The sequence below is a fragment of the Streptomyces sp. NPDC001678 genome, assembly GCF_042892945.1.
In the GTDB taxonomy this organism is placed as follows: domain Bacteria; phylum Actinomycetota; class Actinomycetes; order Streptomycetales; family Streptomycetaceae; genus Streptomyces.
Map to the genome: position 1 here is coordinate 533,722 of NZ_JBIAUP010000001.1, position 12,587 is coordinate 546,308.

General features: G+C 73.4%; 10 protein-coding genes. 8 read left to right on the forward strand and 2 right to left on the reverse strand.

Features of this window, described 5'->3' with window-relative positions; genetic code table 11:
* Window positions 1-93: 93 nt before the first annotated feature.
* Window positions 94-1,608 (reverse strand): serine/threonine protein kinase, encoded by a 1,515-nt coding sequence (locus tag ACFYZR_RS02400; RefSeq protein WP_391903771.1) that lies wholly within the window; start codon window positions 1,606-1,608, stop codon window positions 94-96.
* Window positions 1,609-1,966: 358 nt separating this feature from the next.
* Here ACFYZR_RS02400 and ACFYZR_RS02405 point away from each other — a divergent pair, with 358 nt between their 5' ends.
* The 8 genes from ACFYZR_RS02405 to ACFYZR_RS02440 all read left to right on the forward strand — a co-directional run bounded on the left by ACFYZR_RS02405 (window position 1,967) and on the right by ACFYZR_RS02440 (window position 11,211).
* Window positions 1,967-3,223 (forward strand): prenyltransferase/squalene oxidase repeat-containing protein, encoded by a 1,257-nt coding sequence (locus ACFYZR_RS02405; RefSeq protein ID WP_391903774.1) that lies wholly within the window; start codon window positions 1,967-1,969, stop codon window positions 3,221-3,223.
* Window positions 3,220-3,885, forward strand: a complete 666-nt coding sequence (locus tag ACFYZR_RS02410; RefSeq protein ID WP_391903777.1) for an SCO2322 family protein — start codon at window positions 3,220-3,222, stop codon at window positions 3,883-3,885. The genes ACFYZR_RS02405 and ACFYZR_RS02410 overlap by 4 nt, the downstream gene beginning before the upstream one ends.
* The gene (locus ACFYZR_RS02415; protein ID WP_391903779.1) at window positions 3,882-5,117 is read left to right on the forward strand and encodes an energy-coupling factor transporter transmembrane component T; all 1,236 of its coding nucleotides are present in this window, start codon (window positions 3,882-3,884) and stop codon (window positions 5,115-5,117) included. Before ACFYZR_RS02410 ends, ACFYZR_RS02415 begins: the two co-directional genes overlap by 4 nt.
* Window positions 5,114-6,724, forward strand: coding sequence for an ABC transporter ATP-binding protein (locus tag ACFYZR_RS02420; RefSeq protein ID WP_391903781.1), 1,611 nt, complete (start codon window positions 5,114-5,116; stop codon window positions 6,722-6,724). The genes ACFYZR_RS02415 and ACFYZR_RS02420 overlap by 4 nt, the downstream gene beginning before the upstream one ends.
* A complete protein-coding gene (locus ACFYZR_RS02425) occupies window positions 6,721-7,575 on the forward strand; it encodes an ECF transporter S component (RefSeq protein WP_391903784.1) in 855 nt (284 codons plus the stop codon). Before ACFYZR_RS02420 ends, ACFYZR_RS02425 begins: the two co-directional genes overlap by 4 nt.
* 605 nt (window positions 7,576-8,180) lie before the next feature.
* Window positions 8,181-9,617, forward strand: a complete 1,437-nt coding sequence (locus ACFYZR_RS02430) for a flavin monoamine oxidase family protein (RefSeq protein ID WP_391903786.1) — start codon at window positions 8,181-8,183, stop codon at window positions 9,615-9,617.
* Between the two features lie 107 nt (window positions 9,618-9,724).
* Entirely contained in the window at window positions 9,725-10,963 is a 1,239-nt protein-coding gene (locus tag ACFYZR_RS02435; protein ID WP_391903788.1) for a cytochrome P450, read from the forward strand.
* A complete protein-coding gene (locus ACFYZR_RS02440) occupies window positions 10,960-11,211 on the forward strand; it encodes a ferredoxin (RefSeq protein ID WP_391903791.1) in 252 nt (83 codons plus the stop codon). Before ACFYZR_RS02435 ends, ACFYZR_RS02440 begins: the two co-directional genes overlap by 4 nt.
* A gap of 50 nt (window positions 11,212-11,261) precedes the next feature.
* Here ACFYZR_RS02440 and ACFYZR_RS02445 read toward each other — a convergent pair whose 3' ends face one another.
* Window positions 11,262-12,431: a steroid 3-ketoacyl-CoA thiolase gene (locus tag ACFYZR_RS02445; RefSeq protein WP_391903793.1), complete on the reverse strand. Its 1,170-nt coding sequence runs from the start codon at window positions 12,429-12,431 to the stop codon at window positions 11,262-11,264.
* Window positions 12,432-12,587: the final 156 nt, after the last annotated feature.

Here is a 12,587-nt window from a genome sequence, read left to right on the forward strand (position 1 = left end):
ACGACCGGATCGGATCAGATCTGACACTGCATCAGCTCAGATAGCAGTTCCGCTCGCGGGGAGCAAGGGGTGACGGAGCGGAGCCCGTCCCCGTCAGCCATCGCCGTTCGCGGCGCGAATGCGTCCGTAGGTGCGTTGGAGCGCGTCGTACATCAGGCCGTTCGCCGCGAGCAGCAGCCATCCTCCGGACATGAAGCCGGTACGAATCCTGTAGGCCGGGTTGTCGTCGCCGATCCCCCCGAAGATCATCATCCCTATCAGGAACAGGGTGAAGAAACCGACCACCAGGAACCAGCCGAGGCACGTCTTGAGTGCCCAGTTGCCCCAGCCCTGGAGCCCGGGGCTCCTGGCCGCCGACAGCGGGACCCTGGCCGCGAGGACGAGCCCGATCGCGGTACCGAAGACGCCGATGGGTACTCCCAGCCAGTCCGGGTCCACTCCGGGAATGCCGCTCGACACGGCTTCCCACGGGTGGCGCCAGTCGAAGGACATCTCCACCCGCCCCGCTTGCTCGCCGGAGGACTTCCTCGTCCAGGTCTCCGAGAACATCGGCAGGAGGGTCGCGCAGACCAGCACCCCCACCCCCAGGAGGATCTCCGCGAAGTGGGCGGCGAGGATGCGACCCGTCACGACAGGACCGGTCCGGTCCGGCACTCGCTCCGGCGGGTTCGGCACGTCCGGGGTGTCCGGGGTGTCCGGCTCGTAGGGACGCGTCGGCGTCGGCGGCACCTCGCGTCGGGGCTCCGGCGCCTCGTGGCCCCCGGCGGCCAGGGCGTGCAACGCACCGGTCCGCTGCCTGATCGCCGCGCGGGCGCCGGTGATCCCCATCCAGGCACCCGGACCGAGCGCGTCGCCCAGTTCCTCCTCGCACCACTGCTGTACGAGCGCCGGTGTGGGGCGCCGGTCGCCGTCCTTGTGCAGACAGGCGGTGACCAGGCGGCGCAGGGGTGGCGCCAGGGCGGACAGGTCCGGATCGTCCGCGACGATGCGGTGGGCGACGGCCCACTCGTTCTCCGCCGCGAACGCCTCCCGGCCGGTGGCGAGGTAGTACAGGGTGGAGCCGAGCGCGAAGACGTCGGAGGCCTCGCCGACGGCGCGGCCCATCGCCTGCTCGGGCGACATGTACAGCGGGGTGCCGATCCGGGTCGAGTGGCTGCGGTACGTCACCGACTGCGTCAGGGATTTGACGATGCCGAAGTCGATGACCTTCGGGCCGCTCTCGTCCAGCATGATGTTGCCGGGCTTGAGGTCCCGGTGCACCACCTTCGCGGCGTGGATGTCGGCCAGGGCGTGGGCGATGCCCCAGGCCAGCAGCATCACCTCGGTGGCCGGCAGCGGCCCGTGGTCGGCCACCAGGTCCCGCAGGGACGGCCCGGCCACGTACGTCGTGGCCAGCCACGGCCGCCCGGCCCGGGGATCGGCGTCCAGCAGCGGTGCGAGGTGGGCACCGCGCACCCGCTGGGCGGCGCCCACCTCGCGCGCGAACCGCTGCCCGAACTCCGCGTCCTTGGCGAACTCGTCACGGATCATCTTCACGGCCGCGGGCTGCCCTCCCGGGGAGAAGGCCAGGAACACCTGCCCCATGCCGCCCTCGCCCAGCCGTGCCACCAGCCGGAAGCCTCCGAGGCCGTCCGGGTCGTGCGCCGATAACTCGGAAAACCGAAAAGCCGCCCTCGACACGAAGCACTTCCCCCGTCCGTCCACGGAATCTCGCCCGCAGCGTACTTCGGCCACCACATCGTCGAACACCTGTCGCCCCAGAAGTCGTGGGGGGCAAGACAGCGCGACCGACGCGGGGGGGGGGGGGGTACAGGCGGGGCACCCACGGCGGTAGCGGGCTCCCGGCGGGAGCCGGATAAAGTGTTCAGCCCCCCACCAAAGCGACACGTCGGCGACGTCCTGCCCCGGCAGGGGCCGTCCCGGCGGGGCCGCCCGACACCGTCATCCACCGAGAGGCACCGCTTTCATGGCCACCTCCTTCGCCGTCCTCGCGCGCCGCGGCGCCGCGGCCCTGGCCACCGCGGCCGTCCTGGGCGCGGCCGCGGCTCCCGCCGCCTTCGCCGACGGCACCTCGCCCTCCCCGGCCGCCCCCGGGCTCTACGGCACGGGCGACCCGAAGTTCGACGGTGTCTTCCGGCAGTCGCTGGCCTTCGTCGCCCAGCACGCGGTGGGGGTCTCCCCCACCGCGCAGGCCGTGGACTGGCTGGCCGGCCAGCAGTGCGCCGACGGCGGCTTCGCCGGTTTCCGGGCCGACAAGGGCACGCCGTGCGACGCCAAGGCGGGCGAGTTCACCGACGCGACCGCGGCCGCCGTCCAGGGCCTGGCGGCCGTCGGCGGCCGGGCCCAGGTCGTCACCAAGGGCCTGGACTGGCTCAAGGCCCACCAGAACGCCGACGGCGGCTGGGGCATGGGCCCCGGCAACCCCAGCGACGCCAACTCCACCGCCATCGCCATCGGCGCCTTCGCCGCCGTCGGCCAGGACCCGGCGAAGGCCGCCGCCAAGGACGGCAAGACCCCCTACGACGCGCTGCTCTCCTTCCAGATCCGCTGCCAGGAGAAGAAGGAGGACCAGGCGGGCGCCTTCGGCTACATGCCGCAGAACGGCGAGCTGCCCGCCAACGACCTCGCCTCGACCGCCGCCGCCACGGCCGCCCTCGGCAAGGGCTTCCTCGTGCCCGCCGCCAAGGGCGCGGACAAGCCCGTCAAGCCCGCCTGCGGGGACGGCGACGCGAACCAGTGGAACGCGGCCGACGCCGTCGCCGGCTATCTGACGAAGAAGCTCGACGCCAACGGCGGCTTCCTCAAGTCGTCCATGCCCGGCGCCCCCGAGGGCCCGGACACCGGCGCGACCGCCGACGCCGCCCTCGCCCTCGCGGCGGGCGGGCACCTGGAGGCCGCCGGCAAGCCGCTGAAGTGGCTGGAGTCCGCCGACAGCAAGACCGCCGAGTGGGCCAAGGGCAACCCCGGCCGCCTCGCCAAGCTCGTCCTGGCCGCGCACGCGGCGGGCGCCGACCCGCGCTCCTTCGGCGGCACCGACCTGGTGGCCGCGCTGAACGAGACCGGCCCCAAGCCGGAGCCGTCCTCTTCCGCTTCCGCAGAGAAGAAGGACGAGAAGAAGAAGGACGGCGGCTCCAACACCTGGTTGTACGTCGCGGTGTTCTTCGTCGCCAGCGTCGGCGCCGGCTTCCTGATCAGCGGCCGCAAGAAGAAGAACCAGCCGTGACGGCGGCCCGGGCCCGGGCCCTGTTCGTCTCCCTGCTGGCCGGCGCGGCCGCCGTGCTCGGCGCGGCTCCCGCGCACGCGGAGGGCTACCGCTACTGGTCCTTCTGGCAGGCACCGGCGGCCGGCGGGGCCTGGACGTACGCGACCCAGGGCCCGGCCACGCTGCGCCCCGCCGACGGCTCCGTCGTCGGCTTCCGCTTCGCCGTCAGCAAGGACTCCGCCGACGCGGCCAGGCCGCGCGGCGCCGCCGACTTCGCGGCGGTCTGCGCCGGCACGCCCGCCGAGGACGGCGGCAAGCGCGTCGCCGTCGTCCTCGACTTCGGCACGCCCGCCGACGCCCCCGCCGGCGAGACGCCGCCCGCCGCCCGTTCGGCGTGCGCGAAGGTCGGCGCCGACGGCAGCGCGGCCGACGCGCTGGCGGCGGTCGCCAAGCCGCTGCGCTACGACTCCAGTGCCCTGCTGTGCGCGATCTCGGGATACCCGAGGACAGGCTGCGGCGAGAAGGTCGGGGCGGCGGGGAAGCCGACGGAGACTTCGGAGGCCACCCCTGTGGACGACAAGGGCGACAGCGGCCCCTCCGCCGGCCTGATCGGCGGCATCGCGGCCGTGGCCGTGCTCGGTGCGGCGGCGGTGTGGCAGACCCGGCGGCGTCGTCGCGGATGACGGACCGTTCCTCCGACCGTTCCTCCGCGCTGCACGCCGGCGCGTGGTGGCTGTGGGCGCTGGGCCTGGCGACGGCCGCCTCGCGCACCACCAACCCGCTGCTGCTCGCCCTGCTGACCGGCGTCGCCGGGTACGTCGTCGCCGCCCGCCGCACGGACGCGCCGTGGGCCCGCTCGTACGGGGCGTTCCTCAAGCTCGGGCTGGCAGTGATCGTCATCCGGCTGGTCTTCGCGGTGATCCTCGGCTCGCCCATCCCCGGGACGCACACGGTCCTCACCCTTCCCGAGATCCCGCTCCCGGAGTGGGCGCGCGGGGTGCGGATCGGTGGCCGGGTGACCGCCGAGGGGCTGCTCTTCGCGCTCACGGACGGCATGAAGCTGGCCACCCTGCTGATCTGCGTGGGCGCCGCGAACGCCCTCGCCAACCCGGCGCGGCTGCTGAAGTCCCTGCCGGGCGCGCTCTACGAGGCCGGGGTGGCGGTGGTCGTCGCCATGACCTTCGCGCCCAACCTCGTCGCGGACGTCCAGCGGCTGCGCGCCGCGCGCCGGCTGCGCGGCCGCCCGGACCGGGGGCTCAAGGCCCTGCTCCAGGTGGGGCTGCCGGTGCTGGAGGGCGCGCTGGAGCGGTCGGTGGCGCTGGCCGCCGCGATGGACGCCCGGGGGTACGGCCGTACCGCCCAGGTCCCGCCCGCCGTGCGCCGCACGACGAGCGCGCTCACCCTGGGCGGGCTGCTCGGCGTGTGCGCCGGTACGTACGGACTGCTGGGCGACACCGGTGCGGGCTACGGGGCGCCCGTGCTGATCGCGGGCCTGGCCGCGGCCCTCGCGGGCCTGTGGCTCGGCGGCCGCCGCTCGGTCCGCACCCGCTACCGCCCCGACCGCTGGGGCGCCCGCGCGTGGCTGGTCTCCGCGTCAGGTGCTGCGGTGGCGGCCCTGATGATCTGGGCGGGCGACTACGCGCCCGCCGCCCTCCACCCGCCGGCGGTGCCGCTGACGGCGCCGGAGTTGCCGGTGTGGCCGGCGGTGTCGGTGCTTCTGGGGTTGCTGCCGGCGTTCGTGGCGCCGGTCGCCTCCCGCGAGGGGGCGACGACGATGACGGCCGGGCACCACCGGGCCGGCCGCCGGGGGCCGCGCGCCGCTGCGGCTCCCTTCCCGCCGCCGCGGCGATCAGCCACCGACAGCGAATCCGGCGGTGCCGAAACCGCCACCACCCGGAAGGAGACACCCCAGTGATCCGTTTCGAGAACGTCTCGGTCTCCTACGACAACACCCCCCACCCCGCAATCCGCGGCGTCGACCTCACCGTCCCCGAAGGCGAGCTGTGCCTCCTCGTCGGCCCCTCCGGCGTCGGCAAGTCGACACTGCTGGGCACCGTGAGCGGGCTCGTCCCGCACTTCACCGGGGGGACCCTGCGCGGCAGGGTCACCGTCGCCGGGCGGGACACCCGTACGCACCGGCCCCGTGAACTCGCCGACGTCGTCGGCACCGTGGGCCAGGACCCGCTGGCGCACTTCGTGACCGACACCGGCGAGGACGAGCTCGCCTACGGCATGGAGTCCCTCGGCGTCCCGCCCGCCACCATGCGCCGCCGCGTCGAGGAGACCCTGGACCTGCTGGGCCTGGCCGGGCTGCGCGACCGGCCCATCGCCACCCTCTCCGGCGGCCAGCGGCAGCGCGTCGCGATCGGTTCGGTGCTGACCGCCCACCCGAAGGTGCTGGTCCTGGACGAGCCGACGTCCGCGCTGGACCCGGCCGCCGCCGAGGAGGTGCTGGCCGTGCTCCAGCGCCTGGTGCACGACCTGGGCACCACCGTGCTGCTGGCCGAGCACCGGCTGGAGCGGGTGGTGCAGTACGCGGACCAGGTGATCCTCCTGCCCGGCCCCGGCGCGGCCCCCGTCGTCGGCGACCCCGCCGAGGTCATGGCCGTCTCCCCCGTCCACCCGCCCGTCGTCGCCCTGAGCCGGATCGCGGGCTGGTCCCCGCCGCCGCTGTCCGTGCGCGACGCCCGGCGCAAGGCCGCGTCCCTGCGGGAACGCCTGGCCACGCTGACCCCGCCGGCCCCGAAGGCGGTGCCGGACACCGAACGGGCCGCCTCCGTCACCGGCCTCTGCGTGCGCCACGACCACGTCACCGCCCTGCGCGACGTGGAGCTGTCCGTCCGCGCCGGCGAGACCGTCGCCCTGATGGGCCGCAACGGCGCGGGCAAGTCCACCCTCCTCCGCACCCTCGTCGGCATGCACGCCCCCGACCGGGGCACCGTACGCGTCGGTGGCGCGGAGCCGCGGCGCACGAGCCCGCGCGAACTGCTGCGGCACGTGGGCCTCGTCCCGCAGGAGCCGCGCGACCTGCTGTACGCGGACACGGTCGCCGCGGAGTGCGCGGCCGCCGACGACGACGCGCGGGCCGAACCCGGCACCTGCCGGGCGCTGGTGTCCGGGCTGCTCCCCGACGTGGCGGACGGCACCCACCCCCGCGATCTGTCCGAGGGCCAGCGGCTGGCGCTCGCGCTCGCCGTGGTGCTCACGGCGCGGCCGCCGCTGCTGCTCCTGGACGAGCCGACGCGCGGCCTGGACTACGCGGCCAAGGCCAGACTGGTGGAGATCCTGCGCGGGCTGGCCGGCCAGGGCCACGCCATCGTGCTGGCCACGCACGACGTGGAGCTCGCGGCGGAGCTGGCGCACCGGGTGGTGATCCTCGCGGAGGGCGAGATCGTCGCGGACGGCCCGACGGCGGAGGTCGTGGTCTCCTCCCCGGCCTTCGCCCCACAGGTCGCGAAGGTCCTCGCGCCGCAGCCGTGGCTGACGGTGTCACAGGTTCGCGACGCCCTGGGGGCGGCGTGACCGGCGCCCGTACCCCCGTCACCCCCGTCGCCCCCGTCGCCCCCGACCGGCAGGCGCACGCCGTCCACCTCGGGTGGCGCTCCGTCACCGCCCTGGCACTGATCAGCGCCATCGGCGTCGCCGCCTTCGGCTGGCCCCTGCTCGCCGGCTCGGCCTCCGGCCTGGCCCACTCGCAGGACGCCCCCTGGCTGTTCGCCGCGCTGCTGCCGCTGCTGCTCGCCGTGGTCGTGGCGACGATCGCCGACACCGGGCTGGACGCCAAGGCCGTCGCGATGCTCGGCGTCCTCGCGGCGGCCGGGGCCGCGCTGCGGCCGCTGGGCGCGGGGACGGCGGGCATCGAGCCGATGTTCTTCCTGATGGTGCTGTCCGGGCGGGTGCTCGGCCCGGGCTTCGGCTTCGTCCTGGGTTCCCTGTCGATGTTCGCCTCAGCCCTGCTGACGGGCGGGGTCGGGCCGTGGATGCCGTTCCAGATGCTGGCCATGGGGTGGGTGACCATGGGCGCGGGGCTGCTGCCGGGGGCGGACCGGCTGCGGGGGCGGCGCGAGCTGGTGATGCTGGCGGGGTACGGGGCGGTGGCGTCCGTCGCCTATGGGACGGTGATGAACCTTCAGGGCTGGCCGTACATCGGCGCACTCGCCTCGGGCGTCTCCTTCGTCCCGGGCGACCCGCTGCCGGAGAACCTCTCCCGCTTCCTCGCCTACTGCCTGGCGACGTCCCTGGGCTGGGACCTGCCCCGGGCCCTGGTGACCGTGGTCGCTTCGCTCACGCTCGGCCCGGCCGTCCTCAAGGCCCTGCGCCGGGCCACCCGCCGCGCGGCCTTCGAAGCACCGGTGACGTTCGAGGACGCCTGACGTTTCGTTGCGCCCACCACGGATGAGTGGGGGCAGACCCTCCGGTGACTCCGCGCATGCCAGGGCATGGATGACCGTTCAGTACAGTCGCGTCAAGGCCCTCAATGAGACATCACGCAGTCCGGGCCACACTGATCGATACGGGGGGACCAGAATGGTCACGAGTGGCTATGGCGCCGCGCCCGATGCGGGCGGGGACAACTCCTTCACGCGGCAGGGAACCACACCGATGTCACCTTCGGTGAGCAGCACCGGATCCGCTGCGCACGCATGACCGGCGGCGTCCGGCTCCTCTCCTGCCGCGCCTGATTGTTCAGCATCCCCGGCCTTTCCTGACGGCAGCCCGGCGAATCCTTTCGCCCCCACGCGACCTTTCCCATCGGCTGCCCGCTTGGGCACTCTGCCGCGTGGTCGCCGTCCATGACGGACGGCGACCGCCGGCCGGTGCCCGCCCATCGAATGACCATCGGGCCGCGCCGGAAAGTCACTGCACACGATGACGGGAGCAGTGCGCCCGAACGCCCTGGGGTTTCGCTCGCCAAGACGTTCTGTCGGCAATCGCAACGACCCGATGGCCGCAGCCAGACAAAACTCAGAGGACTCCCATGCACTCTCATGGCGCGAATTCGTCCATCGCCAACGCCGTCAACCGCCGTTTCGGGCGCCGATCGCTGCTCAAGGGCATCGGCGCCGGAGCGCTGACAGCCGGCCTCGGCGCAGCCGGACAGGGCATCGCCCACGCCGAAGAGGAATCGCTGGTCGACGTGGTCATCATCGGCGCCGGGTACGCCGGGGCCATGGTGGCGCGCGAGCTCGGCGCGAAGGGCCTGTCCACCGTGGTCCTGGAGGCGTCGGACCGCGTCGGCGGCCGCATCTGGACGGACACCTGGGCCGGCGAGCAGATCGAGGTCGGCGGCCAGTGGCTCGCCCCCCAGCACCAGCTGGTCAACAAAGAACTCGCCCGGTACAACATCACCACCTACGGGGACCCCATCCCGGACCGCGTCATCGTCGCCGGTTCCACCGGGCTGAAGGCGGTCACGCCCGATGAAGCCGCCAAGTTGGTGGTCCCCCTGTGGACCGAGTTCTACAAGGGCTCCGAGAAGTACTTCGAGCGCCCGGCCGAGCCGCTGTACCGCAAGGACCTGCTGGCCGCCGTGGACCCGCTCTCGCTGGCCGACCGGATCAAGCAGATGAACCTCTCGCCGACCGAGGTCAACCTGCTCACCGGCGAGACCTCCGTCTACTCCGGCGGCCCCAGCACCCTCGGCTCGCTGACCGGCATGGCCCAGTGGTACCAGCTCGCCGGCGGTACGTACGAGGCCTACACCAACACCATCGGCCGCCGGCCCGTCGGCGGTATGACCGCGATACTCAACGCCATGCTGCGGGAGAACTTCACCCCGGTCGTCAAGAACTCGCCGGTCACCAGGATCTCCGACCCCGGCACGGGGAAGGTCACGGTGTACACCGCCTCCGGCCGCCGCTACAAGGCCCCCGCGGTCGTCGTGGCCACCTCCACCAACGCCTGGAAGAACATCACCTTCGAGCCCGGCCTGCCCAAGGCACACGCCCTGGCCACCACCCAGGGCATCGGCGTTCCGCACGGCACCAAGATGTGGCTGCACATCAAGGGCAAGATCGACGCGACCACCGGTACCGCGCCCGAGGGCTCGCCGATCCTGATGATGGTGCCGCAGAAGCAGCTCGCCGACGGCCGGCTCATGATCGCGTTCACCGGCCCCGGGCTGGACGTCAACAACCCGGTGAAGGTCCAGGAGGCCGTCCAGCAGTGGATCCCGGGCGCCCAGGTCCTCAAGTCCCGCGCCATGGCATGGGGCACCGAGAAGTGGGCGGCCGGCGCCTGGGGCTTCCGCCGCCCCGGCCAGCTGACCGGGCTCTTCCCCCAGATCGAACAGCCCCACGGCCGGATCCTCTTCGCGGGCGCCGACATCGCCCAGGGCTGGCACGGCGCCTTCATCGAGGGCGCCCTCGAGTCGGGCTTGCGCGCCTCGAGTCAGGCCCTCAACCTCGTCAAGTAACCCGAACCACCGAGCACCCCAGGCGCGCCGCCCCCACGAGGGCGGCGCGCCCGCCCGCGTGACCCGTGACCCGTGACCGTACCCCTGTCTCGTCAAGGAGATCAGTGATGGCCGCATCCCCGCTGCCCACCGCACTGTTCGGCTACGAGTACTACCAGAACCCCTACCCGGCCTTCGCGTGGCTGCGCGAGAACTCGCCGGTCCACGAGTTCCGTTTCCCCGTCGGCGACGTGCGGACCTGGATCGTCACCCGGTTCGAGGACGTCCACGCACTGCTGGGGGACACCCGGTTCAGCAATGACGCGGCGGCCCACGCCGACCGCGAGTTCCTGGACTCGGGCATGGTGATGGGCGCGGACACCCCGGTGGCACGGATCCTCACGGTGCTCGACCCGCCGGACCACACCCGGGTGCGCAAGCTCGCCATGGGCGCCTTCACCCCGCGCCGGGTGGCCCAGTGGCGCGAGCCCACCGAGCGGATCGTGGCCGCCTCGCTCGACGCGCTGGCGGCGTCGGAGCGCCCCGACGTCGTGGAGTACGCGAGCGCCATCCCCGCCGCCGTCATCGGGGAGATCCTCGGCATCCCCATGACCCGTTACAACGACATGCTCCACGCGATCGACCGGGCCTTCCGGCCGGACGACGACAAGGACAAGATCCAGCGCGCCTTCGAGGACATCGCCGAGTACGGCCGTGAACTCATAGCCGAGAAGCGCACGATGCTCGGCGACGACCTGATGTCCGTCTTCATCGAGGCCCGCGACGGCAACGACCGCCTCACCGGCGACGAGCTGGTCTCCATGCTCGCCCTGATGATCATGGCCGGTCTGGACACCACCCGGAACCTGATCGGCTCGGCCGTCCTCGCCCTTCTCGACCACCCCGAGCAGCGCCGACTGCTGATGTCCGACCCCGAGCTCGTCCCGGGCGCGGTCGAGGAGTTCCTCCGCTACGACGGGGCCCTTACCGTCGGCCTCTTCCGCTTCGCCAAGGAGGACCTCGAGTTCGCCGGCAGCCGGCTGCCGGCCGGCGCCCCCGTGATCGCCGCGCTCCAGGCCGCCAACCGCGATCCCGAGCGCTTCACCGACCCCGACCGTCTCGACATCACCCGGGTCGGCACCCGCCACGTCGGCTTCGGCCACGGGCTGCACAACTGCCTCGGCGCCGCGCTCGCGCGCGTGGAGGCCGGGGTCGCCATTCCGGCGATCTTCGAGCGCTTCCCGGACCTGGCACTGGCCGTCCCCCGCGCCGAGGTGACCTACAGCGAGAACTGGCTGCTGCGCGGCCTGGCCTCGCTCCCCGTCCACCTGCACGACACCGACGGCAAGAAGGGCGGCGCGCGATGACGCCGAGGCTCGTGGTCGACAAGAAGGTGTGCGGCGGCGCCGGTCTGTGCGCGGCGATGTACCCGGAGCAGTTCCGGCTGGGCGACGACGGCCTGGCCGAGGCGCTGAAGTCCGGGCTGACCTCGCCGGAGGACATCGAGGCCGCCGAGGACGTGGTCGGCTGCTGCCCGACGGAGGCCATCACCCTCCTCGGCCTCGACGAGGACGGGAACGGCGGCGAGGACGAGGGCACCGCTGCCGGACGGTGACGGTGCCGACGGCGGTTGTGACGGGGGCGGCGCCCCCGTCACAACCGCCGTCACAGCCGCTGGATGATCGTCCCCGTCGCCAGCGCCCCGCCCGCGCACATCGTGATCAGCGCGAACTCGCCGTCCCGGCGCTCCAGCTCGTGCAGCGCCGTCGTGATCAGCCGGGCGCCCGTCGCCCCGACCGGGTGCCCGAGCGCTATCGCGCCGCCGTTGACGTTGACCTTCTCCAGGTCCTGCTCGAAGACCTGCGCCCAGGAGAGCACCACCGAGGCGAAGGCCTCGTTGATCTCCACCAGGTCGATGTCCCGCAAGGACATCCCCGCCCGGCCCAGCACGGCCCGGGTCGCGTCGACGGGCCCGTCCAGATGGAAGTGGGGGTCGGCGCCGACGAGCGCCTGGGCGACGATCCGGGCCCGGGGGCGCAGCCGCAGCGCCCGGGCCATCCGTTTGGAGGCCCAGAGCAGCGCCGCCGCGCCGTCGGATATCTGCGAGGAGTTGCCCGCGGTGTGGACGGCCGTGGGCATCACGGGCTTGAGCCCGGCCAGCGCCTCCATGCTGGTGTCGCGCGGGCCCTCGTCGCGGTCGACCAGGCGCCACATGCCCTGCCCGGCGTACTGCTCCTCCTCCGTGGTGGGCACCTGTACGGCGAAGGTCTCGCGCTTGAAGCGCTCCTCCGCCCAGGCGCGGGCCGCCCGTTCCTGGGAGAGCAGGCCGAGGGCGTCGACCCGTTCACGGGTGAGGCCGCGCCTGCGGGCTATGCGTTCGGCGGCCTCGAACTGGTTGGGCAGGTCGACGTTCCACTCGTCGGGGAAGGGCCGGCCCGGCCCGTGCTTGGAGCCGCTGCCGAGCGGCACCCGGGACATGGCCTCGACGCCGCAGCCGATCCCGATGTCGATCACCCCGCTCGCGATCATGTTGGCGACGAGGTGGTTGGCCTGCTGGGACGAGCCGCACTGGGCGTCCACGGTGGTGGCGGCGGTCTCGTAGGGCAGGCCCATGGCCAGCCAGGCGGTCCGGGCCGGGTTCATCGACTGCTCCCCGGCGTGGGTGACCGTGCCGCCGACGATCTGCTCGACGCAGTCGGGCTGGATGCCGGTGCGGGCGAGGACCTCGCGGTAGGTCTCCCCCAGCAGATAGGCGGGGTGGAGGTTGGCGAGCGCGCCGCCGCGCTTGCCGATGGGCGTCCGTACGGCTTCGACGATCACGGGTTCCGCGGCCATGTCCGGCTGTCCTCTCCTCGCGCGTCCGCTGGGCGTCCCGGCGCCCCCGGCAAAACGAGTACGCGTTCCAGTTCCGCTTCGGTCGGTAGTCTCCTCAGCGCCGCCCCCGCCGCACAAGGGTCGCGCACGCCCCGCGCGTGCGACAGATGGCGTCGC

Coding starts and splice junctions, on each gene's coding strand:
- ACFYZR_RS02405 (WP_391903774.1), top strand. CDS start 1,967: ATGGCCACCTCCTTCGCCGTCCTCGCGCGCCGCGGCGCCGCGGCCCTG.
- ACFYZR_RS02435 (WP_391903788.1), top strand. CDS start 9,725: ATGGCCGCATCCCCGCTGCCCACCGCACTGTTCGGCTACGAGTACTAC.
- ACFYZR_RS02445 (WP_391903793.1), bottom strand. CDS start 12,431: ATGGCCGCGGAACCCGTGATCGTCGAAGCCGTACGGACGCCCATCGGC.
- ACFYZR_RS02415 (WP_391903779.1), top strand. CDS start 3,882: ATGACGGACCGTTCCTCCGACCGTTCCTCCGCGCTGCACGCCGGCGCG.
- ACFYZR_RS02430 (WP_391903786.1), top strand. CDS start 8,181: ATGCACTCTCATGGCGCGAATTCGTCCATCGCCAACGCCGTCAACCGC.
- ACFYZR_RS02440 (WP_391903791.1), top strand. CDS start 10,960: ATGACGCCGAGGCTCGTGGTCGACAAGAAGGTGTGCGGCGGCGCCGGT.